Here is a 22,557-nt window from a genome sequence, read left to right as displayed (position 1 = left end):
CGCGCATGTGCCGGAACGGCGCGGATCGTGGATGGTGCCGAGCGCCCCTCCGGACGGCATGATTGGCCGCTTCCTGTCGCGCGGTCAACACCTTGGACAGAGGCGCCGGACGATCATCCGGCGGCGCGCGCGCCGCCCAGCGCGTCGTAGGACGCAACGGACGCTTCGGCCGAGCGCGCGACGTGATCGGGCGAGACGCCGGGCTTGAACAGGAACGAGCCCAGCCCGAACCCGCTGACGCCCGCCGCGTGCCAGTCGGCGAAGTTGTCGGGCGCGACACCGCCCACCGCGTAAAGCGGCGCGGACGGTGGCAGCACTGCCTTGACTGCGCTGACGCCGCCTGGGTCCATCAGCGAGGCGGGGAACAGCTTCAGCCCGGTGGCGCCGGCTTTCAGCGCGGCGAAACATTCGGTTGGGGTGAAGACGCCCGGCCATGACTGCATGCCGGCTGCGACCGTGGCGCGGATGACGTCCGCGTCGCAATTCGGCGAAACCACCAGCCGCGCACCCATCCCGGCCAGACGCTCGACCTGCGCGACCTCGAGCACGGTGCCCGCGCCGATCTCGGCCCGGTCGCCGCAGGCGTCGATCATCCGGGCGATGCTGTCGAAGGGCCGGGGCGAGTTCAGCGGCACCTCGATCTTGGTGATGCCGGCGGCGATCAGCGCCTCGGTGATGGCCACGGCCTCGTCGGGTTCGAGGCCGCGGAGGATCGCGATCAGGTTGCGGACCATTCGGGGTGTCCTTTCATTTGCCGGTAGGCGGCGCCTAGGCCGCGCAGCGTGGCGCCTTCGGCGTCGACCAGCGTGACTGATGCGCCGGCGACGCTCAGCACCCGCGCGTAGCTGTCCGAGATCGCCTTCGCACCCAGCACGGTGACCGGCAGGCCGGACCAGACCGGGCGCATGGCGCCGATCTCGGCCCCGATCAGCAGGCCGGACAGGCGCGCGGTGCCCTGCGCCGGCCCGGCGTTCTTCAGCAGCGCCCCCGCGCGGATGCCGAACAGAGCGGGCGTCAGGCGTTCGGGGCGGGACAGCGTCTCGGCGGCGGCGGCGTCGAAGCTGGCGTCGTCCCACGCGCCCTTGCCGACCGAGTGCCGCAGAACGGAGCGGTCCGAGAGCAGCGCGAACAGCTCTCCGGTCATGCAGGTGGCGAAGGATTGCACCGCGCCGTCTGTCACACGCGCCCACTTGCTGTGGGTGCCGGGCAGGCAGACGATGCCGTCATAGCCGGGGTCCGCGGCGATGAGCCCGCCGATCTGCGTCTCTTCGCCCCGCATGACGTCGGGCGGGTCGTCCTGCCGCAGCCCTGGCAGGATCCGCACGCGCAAGTCGGCGCCCGTGTCCGGGACGACCAGCGCACGGCCCATGTCGACCGGCGGCGCGGGCACGCGCAGATAGGCGGCCTCGGCCCAGCCCTGCCGGGCGCCGAGCATGCCGCAGGCGATGACCTCGAGCGGGCCGGACCGCTTCACGGCAAGCACCGGCGCCAGCAGCTCGCGCAGCGTCGCCTCGAACCCGGCGCCCGAAAGCTCGGCCGCGCCGCGCGGATCGCTGATCGCGCGGATGACCTCGCCCGTCTCGCCCAGCAGCCAGAGGCGGAGGTTGGTCGAGCCCCAGTCCGCGGCGACCCAGGCCGTTGCGAAAATGTCAGGTTGCGGCATGGTTCGTCCCCGTTGTCCGCCGCATTGTCGTGCAGCCGGGGGCCGAGCGCCAGCCCCGTTCCGGCACGGACCGATCCGCGTTGTGCCGGGCCACCATGCCGCACGACCGCGCCTTGACCGCCGGGCCCCGCGAACGCACATCTTCGAAAACCGGAGGAAATCTCATGTCACACGTCACCCGCCGCACGATGCTTGCCGGAGCGGCGAGCCTTGCCGCAGTCGCGCCGCAGCTGGGCCTCGCGCAAGGGGCGCCCGCGATCCACGTCCTGAAGGACCCGAACTGCGGCTGCTGCGAGGCCTGGGTGCGCATCCTCGAGGACGAAGGCTTTGCCGTGACGACCGAGGCGAGCCGGGGCGCGCTGCTGATCCGCCACAAGATCGGCAACGGCATCCCGCAGGAGATGATCTCTTGCCACACCGGCAAGATCGACGGCTATTTCATCGAGGGCCATGTGCCGCCGGCCGATATCCGCAGACTGCTCTCCGAACGTCCCGACGCCGTGGGGCTTGCGGTGCCGGGGATGCCCTACGGCTCTCCCGGCATGGGCCCGGAAGATGCGCGCGAGGCCTACGACGTCTTCCTGATCCGCCGCGATGGCACGACCGAGGTGTTTTCGCGCTACGACGCGGCGGCCTAAGCCGGCCCCGCCGCGCCGCGGTCGCTGACGCCACCACACGATCCGCTCACCGATGCGTGACCGGCGCGCGCCTGTCGTCTTCCTGTTAAATTTCGCCCCTAGCGTGCCCGCGCCGGCCGGAAGGCGGTCCGGCGGACTCGCATCTCAGGGATAAATGACATGAAAGACGACAAGCACCACGGGCTGACATTCGACGAATGGGACGAGGCGCGATTCCCCCGGGCCGAGATCCAGGAGTTCGACCGCGTGGTCGAACGCGCCATCTCTCGCCGCGGCTTCCTTGGCGGCGTGCTGGCCTTCGGCTCGGGCGCGGCCGTCATGGGCACCGCCATGCTGAAGGGCACGACCGCGCTGGCGCAGGCCGGCGGGCGATTCCCGTTCACGCAGATCGCGGCACAAACCGACGGCACGGTGCACGTGCCCGAAGGCTATGACTGGCAGGTGCTGGTCCGCTGGGGCGATCCGCTGTTTTCGGATGCGCCCGAGTTCAGCCAGGAAACCGGCGTGCCGACCGAAGGGTCCGACCGCGTCTTCGGCGAGAACACCGACGGGATGGAGCTGTTCTCGATCGACGGGCGCGAAATCCTCGTCGTGAACAGTGAGTACACCAACAACGACATCAACCTTGTCGGCTCGACCACCGCCGAGGCCGACAGCCTCGAGGAAGAGCGCGCGCCGAGCTCGGCCGACGACGTTCTGCGCCTGCAGAACTTCCAGGGCGTGACCGTGATGGAAGTGGCCGAGGGCGACGACGGCTGGTCGGTCGTGATCGACAGCCCCTACAACCGCCGCATCACCCACAACACGCCGATGAGCATCGACGGCCCCGCGGCCGGCCACGCGCTGATGCAGACCGCCGACGATCCGTCGGGCACGCAGTCGCTGGGCACGTTCAACAATTGCGGCTCGGGCCGCACGCCCTGGGGCACGTACCTGACCTGCGAGGAGAACTTCAACGGCTACTTCGGTGCCACCGGCGAGATGCCCTCCGACGAGACTGTCGCCGCCGGATACGCCCGCTACGGCATCTCGGCAGAGGGCTGGGGCTACAACTACCACCTCTACGACCCGCGCTTCGACGTGACCGCGAACCCGAACGAGCCGCACCGCGCCGGCTGGATCGTCGAGATCGACCCGAGCGACGCCAACTCGACCCCGGTCAAGCACACGGCGCTCGGCCGCTTCAAGCACGAAAACGCCGCCTACGCGCTGGCCGACGACAATCGCCTGGTCGTCTACATGGGCGACGACGAGCGGGGCGAGTTCATGTACAAGTGGGTCAGCCGCGACGCCTACGAAGACGGCGGCGACACCTCGACCCTGCTGTCCGAGGGCCAGCTATTTGCCGCGACCTTCGCCGACGACCAGACCGGCCAGTGGGTCGCGCTGACGCCCGAGGCCACCGGCATGGAGCCGGCCGAAATCGCCATCTTCACCCGCACCGCGGCCTCGGCCGTGGGTGCGACGACGATGGACCGGCCCGAGTGGATCGCGGTCAACCCGCTGGCGGCCGAGGCCTATTGCTGCCTGACCAACAACTCGCGACGCGGGGCCACCAACGACGCGGGCGAGATCCTGACCAACGCCGGCGGCGACCCGATGACGGTCAACGCGCCCAACCCGCGCGAGACCAACGAGTACGGCCAGATCGTGCGCTGGCGCCCCGAGGGCGGCGACCACGGCGCCGACACCTTCGCCTGGGATCTCTACGTGATGGCGGGCAACCCGACGGTGCACCAGGACGGCCCCGATGCCGGAACCGACAACATCAACGCCGGCAACCTGTTCAACTCGCCCGACGGGATGCAGATCGACACCACCGGCCTGATCTGGATCCAGACCGACGGCGACGACAGCAACGAGGGCGAGTTCGAGGGGATGGGCAACAACCAGATGCTCGCCGGCGACCCCGAGACCGGCGAGATCCGCCGTTTCCTGACCGGCCCGAACGGCAGCGAGGTCACCGGCCTCACGTGGTCCTCGGACCGCCGCACGATGTTCGTCGGCATCCAGCACCCGGGTGCGCCGTTCCCCGACGGCGAGGGCGCCCTGCCCCGCTCGGCGATCATCACCGTCAAGCGCAGCGACGGCGAAGCGGTCGGCTGACCTTCTGCCACCAGCGCTCCCGGCACATCGCGTGCCGGGAGCGTTTTCTTTCTCGCGCAGTGCCGAACCCGTGCACCCTCGGGTCACGCCGCCCCTAAAAGCCCGTTTCTGCGCCCTCTGTCACAGCACCGACAGCCCTTCGTCACGACGGCGTTACGTTGACGGCGCATTCGCGTCGCATCGTTCCACGACAGGGATTTCAGACGATGCCGATCAAACTGCCCCTCCTCACATCCGTCTTCGCGCTGACCGCCGGCACCGCCGCGCTGGCCGACATGAACTTTAACCGGATCGCGAGCTTCCCGGTCTTCACCAACATGGCCGAGGGCGAGGATGCCGCGCGCGAGACCTCGGCCGAGATCGTGACCGTCACCGCCGACGGCAACACGCTGGTCTATTCCGACAGCCCGCTTGGCGTGATCGGCCGCATCGACATCACCGACCCGGCCAACCCGCAGCCGCTGGGCAACATCGCGCTGGATGGCGAGCCGACCGCCGTCTCGGCCATGGGCGACACGGTCTTCGTCGGGATCAACACCTCGGAGAGCTTCACCAGCCCGTCGGGCCACCTTGCCCATTACGCAGTGGCCACGGGCGAGATGGTCGCGGATTGCGACCTCGGCGGCCAGCCCGACAGCACAGCCGTGGCGCCGGACGGCTCGTTCGTGGTCGTCGCCGTCGAGAACGAGCGCGACGAGGATGCCGGCGACGGCCGTGTGCCGCAGATGCCGGCCGGCCACGTCTCGATCATCCCGCTGGACGCGGACGGCATGATGCAGTGCGACCAGCAGGTGCGCGCCGACGTCACCGGTCTGGCCGACGTGGCCCCGGACGACCCCGAGCCCGAGTTCGTCGACGTGAACGCCGCCGGCGAGATCGCCGTCACGCTGCAGGAAAACAACCACGTCGTCGTGCTGAACGCGTCCGGTGAGGTGCTGTCGCATTTCTCGGCAGGCTCCGTCTCGCTCGTGGGCGTGGATGCGCAGGACGACGGCGCGCTGGACTTCACCGATACGCTGGCGGACGTCCCCCGCGAGCCGGACGCGCTGCAGTGGATCGACGAAGACCATTTCGTCATCGCTAACGAGGGCGACATGGACGGCGGGTCGCGCGGCTTCACCGTCTTCCACAAGGACGGGACCGAGGTCTACGACTCGGGGCCGTCGTTCGAGCATGCGCTGGTCGAGATCGGCCACTACCCCGACAGCCGCTCGGACGCCAAAGGCATTGAGCCCGAAGGCATGGAGTTCGCGACCTTCGACGGCACGCCGATGATCTTCCTACTGTCCGAGCGTGGCTCGATCGTGGGCGTCTACGACATGACCGACCCGGCGAACCCGGTGCTGGCGCAGCTTCTGCCGTCGGGAATCGCGCCCGAGGGCGCCGTCGCCATCCCGGGCCGCAACCTGCTGGCCATCGCCAACGAGGCCGACGATGCCGGCCCGCGCAGCCACGTGATGCTGTTCGATTACGCCGAGGGCGAGGCGCGCTATCCGCAGCTGACCTCGGCCGGCAGTGACGAGCTGATCGGCTGGGGCGCGATCTCGGGGATGGTCGCGGGCGAAGGCGGCACGGTCTATGCCGTCAACGACAGCTTCTACGGCATGCAGCCGTCGATCTTCACCATCGACACGGGGGCCACGCCGGCGCGCATCACGGACGTGACCCGTATCACCCGCGACGGTCGGCCCGCGCAGTTGATGGACCTCGAAGGGATCACCCTCGACGGCGAGGGCAACTTCTACGTCGCCTCCGAAGGGCGCCTCGACCGCGGCATCCTGCACGCGATCTACCACGTCACTGCCGAGGGCGAGATCGCCGCGACGATCCCCTTTCCGAAAGAGATCATGGCGGTCGAGCGTCGTTGGGCTGCCGAGGGCATCACCCGCGTCGGCACCACGCTGTGGGTCGCGCTCCAGCGCGAATTCGACGACGATCCGGCGGGCATGGTGAAGGTGCTGGCCTACGACCTCGAGACGCAGGAATGGGGCGCGGTGCATTACCCGCTGACCTCGGTGGATACCGGCTGGGTCGGCCTGTCCGAGATCACGGCGCACGGCGACTGGATGTACTTCGTCGAGCGGGACGACCAGTTCTCGAACTCGGCGATCAAGGCGGTGACCCGCGTGCCGATGGACCAGATGGTGGCCGCACCGCTGGGCGAGACGCTGCCCGTGGTCGAGAAGGAAGTGGTCCGCGACCTGCGCGAGGACCTCGCCGGCTTCAACGGCTACATCCAAGACAAGGTCGAGGGCATGGCGATCCTGTCGGATGGCACGACCTGGATCGCGACCGACAACGACGGCGTCGACGACAGCTCGGGCGAGACGTTCTTCTTCTCGATCGGGCGGATGTAAGCGCCGAGAGCCGGGTCAGCCAGTCAAACAGGACAGCGGGCGGGGCGGAAACGCCCTGCCCTTTCTTATGCCAGACCATCAGGACGACGGAGCAAGCGGACGCGTGCACGGCCTGCGGTCGCTCGGGCGGGACAGGATTATCCGTACGCGGCGGCCGAGACTCAGGAATACCTCTCGATGAACGCGTCGATGCCGAGGGCGCGGATGTCGGGCAGCGCGGCGCGATACCGTTCGCGCGGCCAGTCCCAGATCGCGATCTCTTGCAACGCCTGTGCCTGCCGCTCGTCGAAGCGCCGCTTCAGCACGCGCGCGGGCACGCCGCCGACGACCGTATAGGGCTGCACGTCGCGCGTGACCACGGCGCCCGCGCCGACGACCGCGCCGGTGCCGATGGTGACGCCGGCGGTGATCGTGACGCCGTGGCCGATCCAGACGTCGTGGCCGATGGTCACGTGATCCGCCTTGCGCCAGTCGAAAAAGGCGGCGTCGTCCTCGCCCAGGCCGTAAGCCTCGGCCCGGTAGACGGAATGGTGCTGGATCGCGCGCCAGGTCGGATGGTTGCCCGGGTTGATGCGGGTCGCGTTGGCGATCGAGCACATCTTGCCGATGGTGGTCCAGATCACGTGGCAATCCTGCGTGATGTAGGACCAGTCGCCCATCGTGCTTTCGCGCATCGTCGTGCCGCGCCCGACCTCGGTCCAGGCGCCGAGGGTGCAATCGGTCACGGACGCCTCGGGGTGGATGCTGGGCGTCTCGCCCAGGGACCGCTTGTAGGCGCTCATGCCGGCACCTCGGGGGCGCGGCAGGCAAGTGTCGGACAGGTCATTTCGGAAGCTCCTTGGTGCCGATCAGGCGGCTGCGGATCAGGCCCGACAGCCAGTCGATGACGTAGACCATTAGGATGATCAGGAAGATGATCGACCACGCCTCGTCCCAGCGGTAGGCGGCGATGCGGTCCGACAGCAGGAAGCCGATGCCGCCCGCGCCGACGATGCCCAGGATCGTGCCAGACCGGACGTTGGATTCGAAGTTGTAGAGCAGGATCGACAGGATCACCGGGCTGACCTGAGGCATCACGCCGAAGCGGATCTGCTGCAGCCGCGATCCGCCCGAGGCCCTGACCCCGTCGACGGGGCGGTCCGAGGTGTTCTCGATCGCCTCCGAGAACAGCTTGGCGAAGGTGCCGATCTCGCTGACCGCGATGGCGAGGATGCCGGGCAGCGGGCCGAGTCCGAAGGCGCGTATGAAGATCAACGCCAGGATCAGCGTCTCGAACGCGCGGATCACGTCGTAGCCGCGCCGCACGCCGAGGCGGAGAAAGTTCAGCCGGTTGATGTTCTTGGCGCCGAGGAACGACAGCGGGAAAGCGACGATCGCGCCCAGAAGCGTGCCGAGGAACGCGATGGCCAGCGTCTCGCCCAGACCTTCGAGGATCTCCGAAAAGGCTGCCCAGCTGTCCCAGACATGCGGCGGGAACATGAAGCTGGCCACGGTGCCGAAGCGGCCCAACCCCTCCCAGATGCGGGCGGGGGTGATGTCGAAGTCGTAGAGGCACCACAGGAACAGCCCCACCAGCAGCGTCCGGACCGCGATGCGGCGCAGGCGGACGGGCGCGGGGGCGCGGAAGGCCCGCGGCACGCGGGCGCGTGCGGCGTCGATGCGGTCTTGCGTCGGGTTCATGCCCGGGCCTCCATGCCGATGACCCGGTGGCGCAGCTTTTCCGAGCCGTAGTCGATCACCATCACGGTGACGAATATGATGACGAACAGCGCCGACAGGTCTGTGTATTCCTGAAAGCTCATGGCGGTGCGGAACTCCTGCCCCAACCCGCCCGCGCCCACGTAGCCGATGATCGACGAGGCGCGCACGTTGATCTCGAACCGCAGCAGCGTGTAGCTGATGATGTTGGGCAGCACCTGCGGCACGGCGCCGTAGCGGATCTGGTCGAACCACGTGCCGCCCGCCGCCTTGACGCCCTCCAGCGGCGCCATGTCGATGTTCTCGTTGACCTCGGAATAGAGCTTGCCCAGCGCGCCGGTGGCGTGCAGCCCGATGGCCATCACGCCCGCCATGGGACCGACCGAGAAGCAAAAGACGAAGATCAGCGCCCAGACCAGTTCCGGCACCGTACGCGCGATCTCGAGAAAGCGGCGGGTGGTCCAGAGCACGCCCTTGTTCGGCGAAAGGTTGCGCGCCGCCGGAAAGGACAGAAGAAAGCCGCCGATGACACCCACGACGGTCGCCATGTAGGCGATCAGGATCGTCTCGAACAGAAGCTCAAGCCAGATGGGCCAGCGCCAGAACCATTCCGACAGGTCGGCGCCCAGGCTGTCCCAGCGCAGCACCGGAATCGTGTTCGCGACGTATTCGCCCAGCCGCGGCAGTCCCGCCGGGATCACCCAGCGCCACTCCCGCGCGCCGTCGGGCATCGTCACCTGCGTGACGCGGAAGAAGTCGCCGATCCAGGCGGTCAGCGCGAAGAGCGTCGCGAACACGACCGTGCCCACCAGCCACGCCAACCGCGCCCGGCGCCGGCGCTCGGCGAAGTCGGCCTCGAACTGCGCGATCCGGTCGTCGGTGCCGGTGGCGCCGAGGCGGGTGAAGTCTGCGGTCGCGGTCATCACGGTCTTCCCGGTGTGGAACGGGTGGGCGATGCCGCCCACCCCCTTGCGCGGTGCGACGATCAGCTGCCGGCCGAGCGGCGCTGGTCGCGGATCCAGGCGCGCATGTCGACGATCCACTGGTAGCGGTCGCTGTCGACGCGGGTGAAGCCGACCTCGGGGTTCGGATCGTCCTCGGTGAACGACGAGTAGAGCGCGTAGCCCTCGGGATCGGCCTCGGGGAAGCTTTCGATCGCGGCGGTCACGTCCTCGATCAGCTGTTCGGGCAGATTCTTGCGGAAGGTCCACGGGCCCGAGGTGATCTCGGGGCTTTCCCAGATCTTGCAGACCAGGCCGGGCTCGATCATGCCCTTCTCTTCCATGCGCTGGTAGATGCCCGAGGTGTCGTTGTCCTGGTAGGTCGCGGCGGTGTCGAAGAGGCCGTTGACGACGCCGGTGACGCCGGCCTCGTGGCTGCCCGAGAAGGTCACCGTGCCGAAATGCTCCTCGGGGACGATGCCCTCGCGCTGGATCATGTTGAAGTAGGGCACGGCATAGCCCGACGTGCTGTCGGGATCGGCGAAGGCATGCACCTTGCCGGCGGCATCCTCGAGCGTCTCGATGCCGCTATCGCAGCGCGTCACCACGACCGAGTAGTAGCCGGTCGAGCCGTCCTTCCTGAGCGTGGTCAGCGTCGGGACCACGCCGCCGTCAGTCGCGGTATAGGCCGCGGCGTAGGACGAGGAGCCCAGGCGCGCGATCTCTATCTGGTCTGCCGCGATGGCCTGGATCACGCCGTCGTAGTTGCCGGCGGTGAAGATTTCGACCTCGACGCCCAGCTGGTCCTCGAGGTAGACGCGCAGCGGCTCGTTGCGCATCAGGCGGTCCTGTTCGTTCTCGCCCGACAGGATGCCAAACTTCAGGACTTGGTAGTCGTCCTTCCAGCCCTCGGCCAGCGCCGGCGTGGCGATCAGGGCCGCAAGTGCGGTGGCTGTGATGAAACGCATGGTGGTATCCCCCTTGGTTGCGTTCACGTGTCGCTCTTTCGTGTCCGGCCGGATCGTCAGGCCGGCTCGCGCGTGCGGCCGGTCGCCCGGGCCGCGGTCGAGGTGATACCGGCGTCGAACTCGGCCAGCCCCTCGATGCCGTAGATGTCGCGGACCACGTCGTCGGTCAGTTGCGCGGCGGTGCCGTCGAACATCACGCGGCCCGCGCGCATGGCGACGATGCGGTCGCAATAGGCGCGCGCGGTATCCAGCGTGTGCAGGTTGACCAGCACGGTCAGGCCGTCCTGCCGGTTGATCCGGCGCAGCCCGTCCATGACCAGCGAGGCGTTCGCAGGGTCGAGGCTGGCGATGGGCTCGTCCGCCAGCATGATCTTCGGACGCTGGACCAGCGCCTTGGCGATCGCCACCCGCTGCTGCTGGCCGCCCGACAGCGTGCCCGCGCGCTGCAGGGCCTGCGGCACAAGGTCGAGCCGGTCCAGCGCCTCGATCGCCATCGTGCGCTCGGCGTCCGAGAAGCGCATGGCCATCGACTTGACGAAACCGTGCTCGGCCAACCGTCCGATCAGCACGTTGGTCAGCACGTCCAGCCGGTCGACCAGGTTGAACTGCTGGAAGATCATCGCGCAATCGCGCCGCCATGCCCGCAGCGCCCGGCCCCGCAGGGCGGTGATCTCGGTCCCCCCGAACGAAATCGACCCCGAAGAGGGGTCGACCAGGCGGTTGATCAGGCGCAGCAGCGTGGACTTGCCCGCGCCCGAGCGGCCGATGATGCCGACGAACTGCCCCGGCTCGACCGACAGCGTCGCGCGGTCGACGGCTGTCGTTTCGTGGAAGGTGCGGGTCACGGCGGACAGCGAGAGCGTCTGGGTCATGGTGATTCATCCGAATGAATGCGTCACCTGTAGGGGTAGCCCCGCTCCGTGACACCTGGCCGACCGTCAGGTGACACTTCGTTGACATCGCTCAGGCGATGGCGGGCTCTCGTGCGGGCAATCCGTGCAGCGTGCCGTCGGAATAGATCACCGCGCCGCGGCGCAGCGTCAGGACGACCCGGTCCGCGTCGTCGACGACGACCAGATCGGCGGACTTGCCATTAGCGATGCTGCCCACGTCGTCCAGGCCCAGCGCCTTTGCCGGGTTGACCGTCGCAAGGCGCGCGGCGCCGGCCAGGCCGTCCGGGTCCTGTGTGGCCAGCGCGCGGATCGCGGGCAGGATCGCCGCCGGGTGATAATCCGCCGCGAGGATCGAGAGCACGCCGGCGCGGTGCGCCTCGCGCGCGGAAAGGTTGCCGGAATAGCTTTCGCCGCGCATGGCGTTGGGCGCGCCCATCGCCGTCATCAGCCCGCGCTGCGTCGCGACCTCCGCCGCCTCAAGCGTCACGGGGAATTCCGCGATCACCGCGCCCAACTCGGCGACCAGGTGCGCCTTGTCCACCGTGTCGTCGTCGTGGCTGGCCAGCGGCACGCCGTGGTCGCGGCACATCCGCGCGACCGTCCGCATGTTCTGCAGCAGCTCTTCCTGCGGACGGGCGCGCGTGGCCATGGCGGTATCGACCATCGCGCGCGCCTCGGCCTCGGAGATGCCGTTCTGCGCGGCCTTGTTGCGGATGTGGATCTCGAGGTTGCGGTACTGGCCCTGCCCCGGCGTGTGATCCATCAGCGAGACCAGATCGACGGTGCCGTCGTCCAGCAGGCCCTTCAGCACGCCGACCGCGTTGTCGAAGGTGATGTCGAAGCGCGCGTGGATCCGGTGGTCGACCCGCGCGCGCCCCCGTGCGGCCGCCAGCGCGCGGATCACGCCGCTGGTGTGCTCGAACGAGCGCCGCTCGCCGTCGCGCACTCCGCGCGAGAATGACACCGACGCGTAGGCCGTCGTGACCCCGGCCGCGGCCAGCCGCGCATCGAGCGCCGCCAGCGCCACGTTGATCGGGAAATCGACCCGCGCGCGCGGCTCCAGCTCCTGCTCGATCATGTCGCCGTGCATGTCGATGAAGCCGGCGAATATCGTGTGACCTGCGCCGCGCATGGCGCCTGCATGACGCACCGGGTGGTCGGCGATCTCGGCGATGCGACCGTCCTGCAGGCGCAGCGCGCCGTTGGGAACGACGCGGTCGGGCAGGACCAGGGTGAAGTCAGACAACCACATCGGCGCGGTCCTCCTGTAGGTTGGTGTCGGGGGTCAGGTCGATCTCGCGGTCGATCAGCTCGGCCACGTCGCCGGGGTGGTGGAACACGCCGATCATCGCGGTGCCGCGGGCCTTCAGGTCCGCCAGCCGGTCGATCAGCGCCGCCCGCGCCGCGGCGTCGAGCGAGGCCGTCGGCTCGTCCAGAAGCAGCAGGCGCTGCGGGCGGATCAGCGCGCGGGCCAGGTTGACCTTCTGCTGCTCGCCACCCGAGAACGTCGTCGGATAGGCCGGCCACAGCGCCTGCCGGACGCCGAAAGCCGCGAGCCAGTGCCGCGCCTGCGCCAGCGCCTCGTCCTGTGGCGTGCCGGCAAGGCGCAGGGGTTCGGCGACCAGCGCCTCGGCACTGACGCGGGGGCGCGCGACCAGGAACTGCGTGACGAAGCCGATCCCGGTGCGCCGCAGCACGGCCACGTCCACGTCGGCCGCGCGCGCGAGGTCGATCACCCCGTTTGGCCCGTGGAACAGGATCTGCCCCGCACTGGCCAGGTAGCTGCGGTAGAGCGTGCGCAGCAGCGTCGACTTGCCCGCGCCGTTGCGGCCCTTGAGCAGCAGGAACTCGCCCGCGTGCAGGGTGAACGACACGTCGTCGAAGGCCCCCATCCGGGTGTCGAGATGGTGCATGACGAAGCCTTTGGACAGGCCGCGGACATCGAGAATCGGAGTCATAGCTTTGCGTGCACCAGTTGTTGCGTGTAGGCGTGCTGCGGGTCCTGGAACACCTGGTCGGCAAGGCCGGATTCCACGACACGGCCGTGGCGCATGACCATGACGCGATCGGCCAGCGTGCGGATCACGCCTAGGTCGTGGCTGACCAGCACCATGGTGATGCGGCGTTCGGCCTGCAGCCGCTTCAGCGTGTCCAGCACCAGCGCCTGCACGCTGACGTCGAGGCCGGTGGTGGGCTCGTCCAGCAGCAACAGCGCGGGTTCCAGCGCGATCGCCTTGGCCAGCTGCACCCGCTGCTGCATCCCGCCCGACAGCTCGATCGGCGGGGCGTCGATCCGGTCGCGGGGAAACTCCGATGCGTCCAGCGCGTCGCGCGCCTTGTCGCGCAGCACGGCAAAGCGCCGCTCGCCCGCGACCAGCAGCCGCTCGGCCACGTTGCCCGACGACGAGTGCCGCATCAGAAGCCCCGCATGCGGATTCTGGTAGACGATGCCGATGCGCGTGGCGCACAGCATCCGCCGGGCGAAGCGGTCCAGGTCGAACAGGTTTCCGTCGACGTCCGGCAGGTCCAGCGTGTAGCTGCCCGCGTCCGGCGTCTCCTCGAGGTTCAGGCAGCGCAGGAAGGTCGACTTGCCCGAGCCGCTTTCGCCGACGATGCCCAGGACCTCGCCCGGGTACACGTCGGCCGAGACGTCGCGCAGCGCGTGCACCGCGCCGTAGGATTTCGACACGCCCTGCGCGGTCAGCAGCGGGCGCGTGTCGACCAGCCGGGGGGCGTCCAGCGCCATCGTCGTGCTCATGGCTCCATCTCTCCGTCGCGGTACCAGGTGTCGCCGATCGCCACGGCCTCGCCCTCGGCCCAGCGGATCGTCTTGGCGCCGAGATCACTGTCGGAGAGCTCGTGGGCCGAGCTTCCATCCGCCTGCGGGATCTCGTTCATGTAGAAGCCGCGCGCGCCCGACCGCGTGCAGGTCAGCCCGGCGTGATCCTCGACCCGGTAGGGCACGTCGTCGAAGACCAGGGGCTCGACCCGCGTGAAGGGCGGCACGGCGTGCAGGCGCTTTTCCCGGCCCGCCGAAAGCAGCGTCAAGTGCCGCGCCATGTGCAACTTCGGCACGTCCCAGCGCGGAATCGGCGACGGCGTCATCACGTGGCGGCCGTTGACGAGGCTGGGGTACGCCGCGCCCTGCATCACCCGCCCCGAGCGCACGATCTGCTCGTAGAGCTGCAGCCACATGCGCCCGTAATCGGCATCGGCGTGCATCTGGCGCGCGATCGACATGTTCGGCTGGACCGAGCGCAGCGGCTCGGGGTTCGGCACCTGCAGGACCAGCACCTGGTCGTCGCGCAGCCGTTCCTCGGGGATGCGGTGGCGGGACTGGATCAGGTCGGCCTGCAGCGTGTCCGTCGTGGTCGGAGCGCCCGAAACCTGCGCCAGGAAGCGCCGGATCGAGGCCGCGTTCACGCTGTCGTCGGCGCCCTGGTCGATGACTTTGATGCGCATCGTCGGGTTGACCAGCGTGCACGACACCTGAAGGCCGCCGGTACCCCAGCCGCGCGCCATCGGCACCTCGCGGCTGGCGTAAGGGATCTGGCAGCCGGGCACGGCGATCGCCTTCAGCATTTTCCGCCGGATCTCGCGCTTGGCGGTGGGGTCGAGGAAGCCGTAGGCCATCGGCTCCCAGTCCTTGGTGAGGGATCGCAGAGTCATTCGGCCGGCTCCGTGTGCTTGTCGCGGGCCGCGCGCGTGGCGCGGGCGTCGCGCATGGCATCGAGCGAGGATTGGAAGGTGACGTAGTGCGGCAGCTTGAAGTGGATGCAGAAGCCCGAGCTTTCGACGCCCTCGGTGTGGTAGAGGAAGAACTCCTCCTCGGTGGCCGATCCCTTGGGCGCGCCCTCGGAGTTCAGGTCCAGCGTCGCGGCGGCGAGCACCTTGACCTCGTTCCAGCCGAGCGTGGCCGAGAAGCCCAGCCGCAGCGCCTCGCCGCTTTTCGAGACGACCTCGGCCTGCGAGACCTTGACCCGGCCGGCGCTGAACCGCGTGCCGCGCGGGTGTCGCACCAGGATCTCGGCCTCGGCCAGGCGCAGTTCGTTGACGGTGGGGTGGGCCTGGCCATAGCCGCGCTGCGCGGCATAGCCCAGCGCCAGCACGCCGCCGGTTTCGGCGCGCGCCAGCGATTGGAGGGAATGCGCGCGGCTGGCCGGGAACAGCAGCGGCTCGCGCGTCACGTCGGGGATGTCGTTGCCGGCGGTCGTGTCGGGGCGCGGCGCGGTCAGCAGCCCGTTGGCGGCCTGCCACGCCGCGACCGACGGCTGCTGCGCGGGCGCGGGCCGGGCTGCCGCGTCCACCGGCTCGGGCACGTAGGGCGTGCCCTCGAGCACCTCGGTCGCGAGGATACGGTGCGCATAGTCCAGCGTCGGGCCGAGCAGCTGCCCGCCGGGAATGTCCTTGAACGCGGCCGAGATGCGGCGATGGGTGAACAGCGCCTCTTGCGTCACGGGCTCGGCCACTGCAAGCCGCGGCTGCGTCGTGCGCCAGGCGCGCAGAAGCAGGATCGCCTCGTAAAGCTCGCCCCCCGTCTGGGCGAGCGCCAGCGCGGCCAGATCCTCGTCGTAAAGCGACGCCTCGCCCATGACGCGGTCGACGAGGTACGGCAGGGCGCGGCGCAGCTCGGCGACGCGGTCGGGCGTGATCGCGCCCAGTTCGGTCCGAAACAGGCGCTGCGATTGCTCGATGGCGCGTTCGCCGCCGCGGGTCGCCACGTAGGCCATCACAGCACCTCGACTTCAGTGGACCGGGGAAGCCCGACGACGCGCGTCCCGTCGAGAAGGAACAGCTCGAACCCCATCGGGTAGCGCATCACCTGCGCCCGTATCCGCCAGAAACCGTCGGGCAGGCCGGCGATGCGGATCTCGACCGATCCGTCCACTCCGGGGCCGGTCAGCCGCACGCCCGGCCCCGTTCCAATTGCGGCGTTCAACACCAGCGTCTCGCCGAGTTCCGGGTGCAGGTCCGAACCCAGCCGCAGCGCGCGCAGAAGCCCGGCGTTTTCGAGGCGGTCGAGGAACAGGTGATCGGCGCGCTCCACGTCCACCAGCGCCGCGCCGATACCGGCCACGCGCGCGGCAAGATCGGGCGCGTCGCAGAAGACTGCGCAGTCGCGGTCGATCAGCGCATCGACGATCTGCGCCTGACCGGCCTCGGGCAGGTCGCGCACCAGGCCTGGGCGCGACAGCGCCCACATAAGCGCGTCGTAGGTCGCGTTGCAGCGGCTTTCGAAGGCCGAGGGGACGGGGATCGCAGGCATCAGAAGGTCTCCATCTCGACGCGGGTGGCCTCGACCCGGCGCAGGGTCTCACGATCTTCCTCGGCCTGCTTCGCGGCCTCGTCCGTCACGAAGGCGGCGCAGGCCCGCAGGTGCACGCCGGACGCCACGCAAAGGTCGACCAGCGCCATCGCCATCGCCGCCTCGAGGTCGCGGCCCCGGCGCATGCCGTAGCCCTCGACCCCGCCGGCCACGATGCGCGCCTCGCTGACCAGCACTTCGCCCAGGTGGAAATGCGTGCGCTGCGCCGTGTCGCGCATCGGCAGCATCACCAGCCCCGTGCGGTTCTCGCGCACCTCGATGTCGCCAAGCGCAGCGATCAGCGGTTCGGCGAAGGCCTTCAGCCGCGCGGCGTCTGCGCGGGCGAGGATGCCCAGCATTTCCTCGTGCGTGTGATCGGGCAAGGCGCCCAGCGTTCGGCTCATCGATCGTCCTCGTCGGGGTTGATGCTGAAGTTCACCCGTGCCGCGGACCAGATCACCTCGCTGTGGGCGATGGGCGTGCCGTCGAGCAGCGTGTCGACCGCGCGCACCACCATCACCGGCATGTCGGGATGCTGGTGGAGCTGGCGCGCCTCGTCGCCGCGGGCGGGTCGGGCATGGATGCGGGTCTCGCCACGCAGGTAATCCCCGATCCCGTAGGATTTGTACGTCTCGGTGGTCGAGCCGTTGGCGCCGCGCCTCTCGGGAAAATCCGGAAAGCGCGCGGCGTCGTGGTAGATGCGGCCGAGGTTCACCGGCACGCCGTCCGCTAGCGTGCGGCGGCGGGTCACGATCACCTCGGCGCCCTCGTCCAGGCGCAGCAGGCGCGCGACGCGCGGCGGCGCCGGGATGCGCTCGTGGCCCAGCGACTCGCCCGAGACGGCGATGCCCTTTGCGTCCATGTTTCGGCGCAGGCGGGTGCGGCGGCCGATGGCGTAGTCGATGCGCGGACGCGCCTGCACGAAGGTGCCGCGCCCCTGCTCTACGCTGAGGTAGCCGGCCTTCGCGAGGTCCGTCACCGCCCGGCGGACCGAGTGGCGCCCCGCCTGGTAAAGCTGGGCCAGCTCCGGCTCGGTGGGCAGCCGGGACCCGGGTTCCTTCGCTCCGTCCATGATGTCCTGCTCGATCAGGGCGCGAATTTCGCGCCAGCGGTCTTTTGTCATGCTCGATTCATCCGAATGATTTTCTGGATAGGCCGGCGGTATGACAGCCGGGTGACGTCTTCGTTTCCGTGGCGTGACAATACCGGGCCGAGGTCCGGCGTCGACGACCCCTGTCCCCGGATGCGGCCGTATCACAAAGGCTTCATGGCGCCGTCGCACAGCGGTTACACGGAATCACATATTCATTCGAATGTTTCCAAACCGGAGCCTGACATGACTTTCAAATCGCTCGCGCTGGGGCTTGGCCTCGGCACCGTCACCGCCTTCGGCGCCGCAGCCGAGACCTGGAACCTCGCCGTCACCGACGTCGAGGGCATGGAGCGCCTGCAGATCGAATGGGGCCCGTTCAAGGAGGCCTTGGAAGCCGCCACCGGCGAGACGTTCGAATTCTTCCCGGTCAACTCGCGCACCGCGGCGGCCGAGGCGCTGCGCGCCGAGACGGTCGATTTCGTGGTCTCGGGCCCGGCCGAATACGTCGTCATCAACAAGCTGACCAACGCCACGCCGCTGATCGGTCTGGGCCGTCCCGACTATCACTGTGCGATCGTCGTGCGCGCCGACAGCGGCATCAACCTGCCCGCCGACCTCGAGGGTCGGAAGGTCGCGTTCGGCGACATCGGCTCGACCTCGAACATGCTGTGCCCGATGCAGGTGCTGGCCGATCACGGCATCGACCCGGTGAACGACATCGAGAAGATCCACACCAGCGGCAACATCGCCCACGAGGCGCTCAAGGCCGGCGACGTGGACGCCATCGGCACAAACGCCACCAGCTGGATGGAAGGTGCGCGCGCCGCGGACGACAGCGTACCCTACGGCTTCTTCAAGGTCATCGCGCGCTCGGGCGACCTGCCCAACGACATGATCATGGTCGGCGCCCACGTCCCCTCCGAAGCGGCCGAGGCCGTGCGCACCGCGATCCTCGAGAACAAGGACTCGATCATCGCCGGGATCGTGTCGAACGAGGAGAACGAGAAGTACCGCGACATGGACCTCGTCGCCATCGAGGACGGCGCATACGACTACGTCCGTTCGATGTACTCGAACGCGGGCTTCCCCCAGTTCGACGCCTTCATCGGTGACTGATCTCGTACTCGAGAAACGCCCGGATGCGGCGCCAAGGGCCGGGGTGTCAGGCACCCCGGTTCCCGCCGTCGACATCGAGGCGCGCGACGTCGCCAAGCGGTTCGGCGACACGCCGGTCTTCTCGGACATCTCGTTCCGCCTCGCGCGCGGCGAGGCGACTGCGCTGGTCGGCGCCAACGGTGCGGGCAAGTCGACTCTGCTGCGCTGCCTCATGGGGCTGATCCCGGTCAGCGCCGGCGCCGTGCGCCTTCTGAACGAGGACGCGACCGGCGCCAGCCCCGCCGCGCTGCGATCCCTGCGGGCGCGCGTCGGCCTCGTCTCGCAAAAGCACAACCTGGTGCCACGCCTGTCGGTGCTGTCGAACGTGCTGCAAGGGTTACTGGGCGTGCAGCCCGGCATCCGCCACTGGAGTCACAGGCTCGCGCCGCACGACTCGCGCATACAGGCGATGGACGCGCTCGAGAAGGTCGGCCTGGCCGACTTCGCGATGCGCCGCGCCGACCGGTTGTCGGGCGGCCAGTCGCAACGCGTGGCCATCGCGCGCGCCATCGTTTCGCGTCCCGCCGTGCTGTTCGCGGATGAACCCTGCGCCTCGCTCGACCCATCGGCGGGCGAAGACGTCATGGCGTTGTTCTTCGCGCTGGCGCGGCAGGACGGCGTGACGGTGGTCTTTACCTCGCACAACATCGACCACGCGCTGCGCTACGGCGACCGGGTGCTGGGGCTGGCCGACGGCCGCATGAAGCTCGACGCCACCGCGGCCAGCCTGTGTCCGCAGGACCTGAGAGGGCTCTATGACTGACGCCGCCACAATTCCCGTCCCGCCGTTCCGGCCCGGTTCGAGCGCCCTTCGGCGATCAGCTTCCTGGGCTATGCCGGCGGGCTGGTCCTGATCCTGTGGTGTCTCGCGGGCGCGGGCTTCTCGGTCGAGAAGGTCATGACCTCGCCGCCGCGCTTCGCCGATTTCGCGGCGCGGGCCTTTCCGCCGAACCTGTCGCCGGACGTGCTGGCGCGGCTGGGCTGGAAGATGATCGAGACGCTGCAGATCGCCTTCGCCGGCGCGGTGCTGGGCGTGATCCTGTCGCTGCCCGTGGCGCTTTTGGCCGCCCGCGGGCTGATCGCGGGCGCCTGGGTCAACCAGACCGTGCGCGTGCTTCTGGGCTTCGTGCGCGCGGTGCCCGACATCGCCTGGGCGCTGGTCTTCGTGGTGGCCGTAGGCCTCGGCCCCTTCGCGGGCATGCTCGCCATCGTGGTCGACACCGTGGGCTTCTGCGGCCGGTTCTTCGCCGACGACATGGAGGCCGCCGACAAGGGTCCCGCCGAAAGCCTGACCGCCACCGGCGCACGGCGGATAGACGTGGTGGCCTGCGCCACCGTGCCCGCCGCCATGCCGGCCTTCGTCTCGACCGCGCTCTACGCGCTCGAGAAGGCCGTCCGCTCGTCGACCATCCTGGGCCTGGTCGGCGCGGGCGGAATCGGGATCGAGTTGAAGGTCGGCTTCGACCTGTTCGACTACCCCACCGCGCTGACCGTGATCCTGATGATCGCCGTCGTGGTGATCGGGATCGAGCAACTTTCGGGCTACGCTCGCACACGCATCATCGGAGAACAGCGATGAAGACTGACACCGCCGATTCCCACTGGGACGCCGAATGGGCCGGGATCGAGGCCGGCAGCAAGTGGCTGACGCCCGAGGCAGACGTGATGGCCTGGGCCGACACACTGGCGCCGGGGGCGCGTATCCTCGACCTCGGCTGTGGCGTGGGGCGGCACGCGTTGTGGCTGGCCGCGCGCGGGTTCGACGTGGTCGCGCTGGACGCCGCCGAACGCGGCCTGGCCGAAATCGACCGCGCCGGCGCGGTCGAGACCGTGCTTGCGCGGATGGACGCACTCCCCTTCGAGGACCACGCCTTCGACCACGTGCTGTCCTGGAACGTGATCTATCACGGCGACGAGGACGTGCTGCTGCGCACGATCGCCGAGATCCGGCGCGTGCTGAAGCCCGGCGGCACCTTTCTCGGCACGATGCTGTCCAAGCGGCGCCTGCCGTACGAGCAGGCGAAATACGCGGGCCGCGAGATCGGGCGCAACGCCTGGGTCTTTGACGCGCCCGGGACCGACAAGGTGCACCCGCACTATTTCTGCTCGGCCGCCGAACTGTTTGCGCTGTTATCGGGCTTCGAGTGCCTGCGGCTGGAGGATCGCGAGCACGAGAAGCCCGGCTCGTGGCACTGGCACTTCGTCGCCGAACGGCTGGGGGTGCGCCCGTGATGCTGACATTCGAAGGCGCGACCGTCTACCTGCCGTCCGAGATCGCCCGGACCAACGTGACCATCGCCGACGGCGCGATCGTCGAGATCGGCGGCCCGGTGCAGGGCACGCGCATCGACGCCCGCGACCAGATCCTGGCGCCCGCGCTGATCGACGTGCACGGCGACGCGTTCGAGCGGCAGCTGATGCCGCGTCCGGGCGTCTACTTTCCGCAAGAGGCGGCGGTGATCGACACCGACCGCCAACTGGCCACGAACGGCATCGCCACCGCCTACCACGCCATCACGCTTGGGTGGGAGCCAGGTTTGCGCGACGTCGGCCGCGGCCGCGACCTGATCCGGTTGATCGCGGATCTCGCGCCGCGCCTGACCGTCGAGAACCGCGTGCAGCTGCGGTGGGAGGCCTTCGCATTCGACGCGCTCGACGTGATCCAAGAGGCGCTGCGCGGACCGCTTCTGCCTTCGGTCGCGTTCAACGACCACACATCGATGACGATGCGTGCATACGACGTGCCGATCCAGGACCGCGGGTTCGAGCTGTCGCCCGATTTCTCGATCGCGTCGCTCGACGACGAGCGGATGAAGAAGCGCACCGCGTCGAAGGCCCACCGCGCGGGCCTGTCCGAAGACGACTACATCGCTCTGCTCGCCCGCGTATGGGACCGCCGCGGCGACGTGCCCGAGGTGATCGCCCGGGTCGCCGCCATGGCCGCCGAGGCCGGCGCGCCGGTGCTCAGCCACGACGACACCACCGCCCAGACCCGCGCCTGGTACCGCGCCCGGGGCGCCACCGTGGCCGAGTTCCCGATGGTGCTGGACGCCGCGCGGGCAGCGCGCGACGCGGGCGACGCGATCGTCTTCGGCGCGCCCAATGCGGCGCGCGGCGGCAGTCACATCGGCTCGCTCGGCGCGGGGGACATGGTCGAGGACGGGCTGTGCGACGCGCTCGCCTCGGACTACTTCTATCCCGCGATGCTGGCCGCCGTGGCGCGGCTGGACGCCGAGCGGCGGGCGGACCGGCTGGCGCTGTGGTCGCTCGTGTCCTCCGGGCCCGCGCGCGCCATGAAGCTGCGCGACCGCGGCACGATCGAGGTGGGCAAGCGTGCCGACCTCGTGCTGGTGGACTGGCCGGACGGCCACGCGCCGGCCGTCACCGGCACCTGGGTCGCGGGGCGCATGGCCTACCGCGGCCACGCCGCGGGCGCGCTGTCCGTGCCGGGAAAAGCGCGGGTGCCCGCATGAACCCGCTGAAGGTCGGCGCCTGCCTGCGCGCCTCGCGCATCGCCCGCCACCGCGACTGGCTGTTCGACGGTGCCCGCGACATCGAGATCCAGGACTTCATGACCCACGCCGCCCTGACCGCGGAGTTCGAGGACCGCATCGCCGCGGCCGTGGCGGCGCTGGACGGCCATACCGGCCGCCGCGGCATCCACGGCCCGTTCGAGGGGCTGGATATCGACAACAAGGACGCCGAGCTGCGCCCGCTCATCACCGCGCGGTTCCTCAAGG

Annotated in this window: 23 protein-coding genes and 1 pseudogene; 9 read left to right on the top strand and 15 right to left on the bottom strand. The window is 69.4% G+C overall.

Going from position 1 to position 22,557, the window contains the following annotated elements:
- Nucleotides 1-113: 113 nt before the first annotated feature.
- Both ACFDTC_RS08420 and ACFDTC_RS08415 read right to left on the bottom strand, forming a co-directional pair.
- The gene (locus ACFDTC_RS08420; RefSeq protein WP_375258433.1) at nucleotides 114-734 is read right to left on the bottom strand and encodes a 2-dehydro-3-deoxy-6-phosphogalactonate aldolase; all 621 of its coding nucleotides are present in this window, start codon (nucleotides 732-734) and stop codon (nucleotides 114-116) included.
- Nucleotides 719-1,663 carry a 2-dehydro-3-deoxygalactonokinase gene (locus ACFDTC_RS08415; RefSeq protein WP_375258432.1) on the bottom strand — a complete coding sequence of 315 codons (945 nt, stop codon included), beginning with the start codon at nucleotides 1,661-1,663 and terminating at the stop codon, nucleotides 719-721. The genes ACFDTC_RS08420 and ACFDTC_RS08415 overlap by 16 nt, the downstream gene beginning before the upstream one ends.
- Nucleotides 1,664-1,827: 164 nt before the next feature.
- Here ACFDTC_RS08415 and ACFDTC_RS08410 point away from each other — a divergent pair, with 164 nt between their 5' ends.
- From ACFDTC_RS08410 to ACFDTC_RS08400, 3 genes are all read left to right on the top strand, one after another.
- Nucleotides 1,828-2,301: a DUF411 domain-containing protein gene (locus ACFDTC_RS08410; protein WP_375258431.1), complete on the top strand. Its 474-nt coding sequence runs from the start codon at nucleotides 1,828-1,830 to the stop codon at nucleotides 2,299-2,301.
- 159 nt (nucleotides 2,302-2,460) lie between these two features.
- A complete protein-coding gene (locus ACFDTC_RS08405) occupies nucleotides 2,461-4,407 on the top strand; it encodes a PhoX family phosphatase (protein ID WP_375258430.1) in 1,947 nt (648 codons plus the stop codon).
- A 206-nt stretch (nucleotides 4,408-4,613) separates the two neighbouring features.
- Entirely contained in the window at nucleotides 4,614-6,764 is a 2,151-nt protein-coding gene (locus ACFDTC_RS08400) for an esterase-like activity of phytase family protein (RefSeq protein WP_375258429.1), read from the top strand.
- A 161-nt stretch (nucleotides 6,765-6,925) separates the two neighbouring features.
- On the opposite strand, the gene ACFDTC_RS08395 is transcribed toward ACFDTC_RS08400, so the two are convergent.
- The 13 genes from ACFDTC_RS08395 to phnF form a co-directional block, all read right to left on the bottom strand.
- Nucleotides 6,926-7,546 (bottom strand): DapH/DapD/GlmU-related protein, encoded by a 621-nt coding sequence (locus ACFDTC_RS08395; RefSeq protein ID WP_375258428.1) that lies wholly within the window; start codon nucleotides 7,544-7,546, stop codon nucleotides 6,926-6,928.
- A gap of 40 nt (nucleotides 7,547-7,586) precedes the next feature.
- On the bottom strand, nucleotides 7,587-8,444 hold the full coding sequence (gene phnE, locus ACFDTC_RS08390) for a phosphonate ABC transporter, permease protein PhnE (RefSeq protein WP_375258427.1): 858 nt from the start codon (nucleotides 8,442-8,444) through the stop codon (nucleotides 7,587-7,589).
- On the bottom strand, nucleotides 8,441-9,385 hold the full coding sequence (phnE, locus tag ACFDTC_RS08385; RefSeq protein ID WP_375258426.1) for a phosphonate ABC transporter, permease protein PhnE: 945 nt from the start codon (nucleotides 9,383-9,385) through the stop codon (nucleotides 8,441-8,443). Before phnE (ACFDTC_RS08385) ends, phnE (ACFDTC_RS08390) begins: the two co-directional genes overlap by 4 nt.
- 62 nt (nucleotides 9,386-9,447) lie before the next feature.
- Entirely contained in the window at nucleotides 9,448-10,371 is a 924-nt protein-coding gene (gene phnD / locus ACFDTC_RS08380; protein ID WP_375258425.1) for a phosphate/phosphite/phosphonate ABC transporter substrate-binding protein, read from the bottom strand.
- A 56-nt stretch (nucleotides 10,372-10,427) separates the two neighbouring features.
- Complete coding sequence (gene phnC, locus ACFDTC_RS08375; protein ID WP_375258424.1) at nucleotides 10,428-11,243, bottom strand: phosphonate ABC transporter ATP-binding protein; 816 nt, start codon at nucleotides 11,241-11,243, stop codon at nucleotides 10,428-10,430.
- A gap of 91 nt (nucleotides 11,244-11,334) precedes the next feature.
- A complete protein-coding gene (locus tag ACFDTC_RS08370) occupies nucleotides 11,335-12,516 on the bottom strand; it encodes an alpha-D-ribose 1-methylphosphonate 5-triphosphate diphosphatase (RefSeq protein ID WP_375258423.1) in 1,182 nt (393 codons plus the stop codon).
- Nucleotides 12,503-13,177, bottom strand: a complete 675-nt coding sequence (locus ACFDTC_RS08365) for a phosphonate C-P lyase system protein PhnL (RefSeq protein WP_375258422.1) — start codon at nucleotides 13,175-13,177, stop codon at nucleotides 12,503-12,505. The genes ACFDTC_RS08370 and ACFDTC_RS08365 overlap by 14 nt, the downstream gene beginning before the upstream one ends.
- Before the next feature lie 41 nt (nucleotides 13,178-13,218).
- Nucleotides 13,219-14,022 carry an ATP-binding cassette domain-containing protein gene (locus ACFDTC_RS08360; RefSeq protein WP_375258421.1) on the bottom strand — a complete coding sequence of 268 codons (804 nt, stop codon included), beginning with the start codon at nucleotides 14,020-14,022 and terminating at the stop codon, nucleotides 13,219-13,221.
- The gene (locus tag ACFDTC_RS08355; protein WP_375258420.1) at nucleotides 14,019-14,933 is read right to left on the bottom strand and encodes an alpha-D-ribose 1-methylphosphonate 5-phosphate C-P-lyase PhnJ; all 915 of its coding nucleotides are present in this window, start codon (nucleotides 14,931-14,933) and stop codon (nucleotides 14,019-14,021) included. The genes ACFDTC_RS08360 and ACFDTC_RS08355 overlap by 4 nt, the downstream gene beginning before the upstream one ends.
- Nucleotides 14,930-15,994: a carbon-phosphorus lyase complex subunit PhnI gene (locus ACFDTC_RS08350; protein ID WP_375258419.1), complete on the bottom strand. Its 1,065-nt coding sequence runs from the start codon at nucleotides 15,992-15,994 to the stop codon at nucleotides 14,930-14,932. Before ACFDTC_RS08350 ends, ACFDTC_RS08355 begins: the two co-directional genes overlap by 4 nt.
- Nucleotides 15,994-16,530: a phosphonate C-P lyase system protein PhnH gene (gene phnH / locus ACFDTC_RS08345; protein WP_375258418.1), complete on the bottom strand. Its 537-nt coding sequence runs from the start codon at nucleotides 16,528-16,530 to the stop codon at nucleotides 15,994-15,996. The genes ACFDTC_RS08350 and phnH overlap by 1 nt, the downstream gene beginning before the upstream one ends.
- The gene (locus ACFDTC_RS08340) at nucleotides 16,530-16,973 is read right to left on the bottom strand and encodes a phosphonate C-P lyase system protein PhnG (RefSeq protein ID WP_375258417.1); all 444 of its coding nucleotides are present in this window, start codon (nucleotides 16,971-16,973) and stop codon (nucleotides 16,530-16,532) included. The genes phnH and ACFDTC_RS08340 overlap by 1 nt, the downstream gene beginning before the upstream one ends.
- Complete coding sequence (phnF, locus tag ACFDTC_RS08335; RefSeq protein ID WP_375258416.1) at nucleotides 16,970-17,692, bottom strand: phosphonate metabolism transcriptional regulator PhnF; 723 nt, start codon at nucleotides 17,690-17,692, stop codon at nucleotides 16,970-16,972. Before phnF ends, ACFDTC_RS08340 begins: the two co-directional genes overlap by 4 nt.
- Nucleotides 17,693-17,905: 213 nt before the next feature.
- Here phnF and ACFDTC_RS08330 point away from each other — a divergent pair, with 213 nt between their 5' ends.
- From ACFDTC_RS08330 to ACFDTC_RS08305, 6 genes and pseudogenes are all read left to right on the top strand, one after another.
- On the top strand, nucleotides 17,906-18,778 hold the full coding sequence (locus ACFDTC_RS08330; protein ID WP_375258415.1) for a PhnD/SsuA/transferrin family substrate-binding protein: 873 nt from the start codon (nucleotides 17,906-17,908) through the stop codon (nucleotides 18,776-18,778).
- The gene (locus ACFDTC_RS08325; RefSeq protein WP_375258414.1) at nucleotides 18,771-19,580 is read left to right on the top strand and encodes a phosphonate ABC transporter ATP-binding protein; all 810 of its coding nucleotides are present in this window, start codon (nucleotides 18,771-18,773) and stop codon (nucleotides 19,578-19,580) included. The genes ACFDTC_RS08330 and ACFDTC_RS08325 overlap by 8 nt, the downstream gene beginning before the upstream one ends.
- 54 nt (nucleotides 19,581-19,634) lie before the next feature.
- Entirely contained in the window at nucleotides 19,635-20,396 is a 762-nt protein-coding gene (gene phnE, locus ACFDTC_RS08320; RefSeq protein WP_375258442.1) for a phosphonate ABC transporter, permease protein PhnE, read from the top strand.
- Nucleotides 20,393-21,049 carry a class I SAM-dependent methyltransferase gene (locus tag ACFDTC_RS08315; protein ID WP_375258413.1) on the top strand — a complete coding sequence of 219 codons (657 nt, stop codon included), beginning with the start codon at nucleotides 20,393-20,395 and terminating at the stop codon, nucleotides 21,047-21,049. Before phnE (ACFDTC_RS08320) ends, ACFDTC_RS08315 begins: the two co-directional genes overlap by 4 nt.
- Nucleotides 21,049-22,290 carry an alpha-D-ribose 1-methylphosphonate 5-triphosphate diphosphatase gene (locus ACFDTC_RS08310; RefSeq protein ID WP_375258412.1) on the top strand — a complete coding sequence of 414 codons (1,242 nt, stop codon included), beginning with the start codon at nucleotides 21,049-21,051 and terminating at the stop codon, nucleotides 22,288-22,290. Before ACFDTC_RS08315 ends, ACFDTC_RS08310 begins: the two co-directional genes overlap by 1 nt.
- Nucleotides 22,287-22,557 (top strand): annotated as a pseudogene (locus ACFDTC_RS08305) (sugar phosphate isomerase/epimerase); the annotation flags it as partial. The gene ACFDTC_RS08310 and the pseudogene ACFDTC_RS08305, both read left to right, overlap by 4 nt.

This window comes from Citreimonas sp., assembly GCF_042096055.1.
Taxonomy (GTDB): Bacteria; Pseudomonadota; Alphaproteobacteria; order Rhodobacterales; family Rhodobacteraceae; genus Citreimonas.
This window is presented reverse-complemented; position numbering and strand designations above follow the sequence as displayed.

Coding starts and splice junctions, on each gene's coding strand:
- phnE (WP_375258426.1), bottom strand. CDS start 9,385: ATGACCGCGACCGCAGACTTCACCCGCCTCGGCGCCACCGGCACCGAC.
- ACFDTC_RS08400 (WP_375258429.1), top strand. CDS start 4,614: ATGCCGATCAAACTGCCCCTCCTCACATCCGTCTTCGCGCTGACCGCC.
- phnF (WP_375258416.1), bottom strand. CDS start 17,692: ATGACAAAAGACCGCTGGCGCGAAATTCGCGCCCTGATCGAGCAGGAC.
- ACFDTC_RS08405 (WP_375258430.1), top strand. CDS start 2,461: ATGAAAGACGACAAGCACCACGGGCTGACATTCGACGAATGGGACGAG.
- ACFDTC_RS08315 (WP_375258413.1), top strand. CDS start 20,393: ATGAAGACTGACACCGCCGATTCCCACTGGGACGCCGAATGGGCCGGG.
- ACFDTC_RS08395 (WP_375258428.1), bottom strand. CDS start 7,546: ATGAGCGCCTACAAGCGGTCCCTGGGCGAGACGCCCAGCATCCACCCC.
- ACFDTC_RS08410 (WP_375258431.1), top strand. CDS start 1,828: ATGTCACACGTCACCCGCCGCACGATGCTTGCCGGAGCGGCGAGCCTT.
- ACFDTC_RS08330 (WP_375258415.1), top strand. CDS start 17,906: ATGACTTTCAAATCGCTCGCGCTGGGGCTTGGCCTCGGCACCGTCACC.
- ACFDTC_RS08415 (WP_375258432.1), bottom strand. CDS start 1,663: ATGCCGCAACCTGACATTTTCGCAACGGCCTGGGTCGCCGCGGACTGG.
- ACFDTC_RS08310 (WP_375258412.1), top strand. CDS start 21,049: ATGCTGACATTCGAAGGCGCGACCGTCTACCTGCCGTCCGAGATCGCC.
- phnC (WP_375258424.1), bottom strand. CDS start 11,243: ATGACCCAGACGCTCTCGCTGTCCGCCGTGACCCGCACCTTCCACGAA.
- ACFDTC_RS08350 (WP_375258419.1), bottom strand. CDS start 15,994: ATGGCCTACGTGGCGACCCGCGGCGGCGAACGCGCCATCGAGCAATCG.
- ACFDTC_RS08370 (WP_375258423.1), bottom strand. CDS start 12,516: ATGTGGTTGTCTGACTTCACCCTGGTCCTGCCCGACCGCGTCGTTCCC.
- phnD (WP_375258425.1), bottom strand. CDS start 10,371: ATGCGTTTCATCACAGCCACCGCACTTGCGGCCCTGATCGCCACGCCG.
- ACFDTC_RS08340 (WP_375258417.1), bottom strand. CDS start 16,973: ATGAGCCGAACGCTGGGCGCCTTGCCCGATCACACGCACGAGGAAATG.
- ACFDTC_RS08360 (WP_375258421.1), bottom strand. CDS start 14,022: ATGAGCACGACGATGGCGCTGGACGCCCCCCGGCTGGTCGACACGCGC.
- phnE (WP_375258427.1), bottom strand. CDS start 8,444: ATGAACCCGACGCAAGACCGCATCGACGCCGCACGCGCCCGCGTGCCG.
- ACFDTC_RS08355 (WP_375258420.1), bottom strand. CDS start 14,933: ATGACTCTGCGATCCCTCACCAAGGACTGGGAGCCGATGGCCTACGGC.
- ACFDTC_RS08365 (WP_375258422.1), bottom strand. CDS start 13,177: ATGCACCATCTCGACACCCGGATGGGGGCCTTCGACGACGTGTCGTTC.
- phnH (WP_375258418.1), bottom strand. CDS start 16,530: ATGCCTGCGATCCCCGTCCCCTCGGCCTTCGAAAGCCGCTGCAACGCG.
- ACFDTC_RS08420 (WP_375258433.1), bottom strand. CDS start 734: ATGGTCCGCAACCTGATCGCGATCCTCCGCGGCCTCGAACCCGACGAG.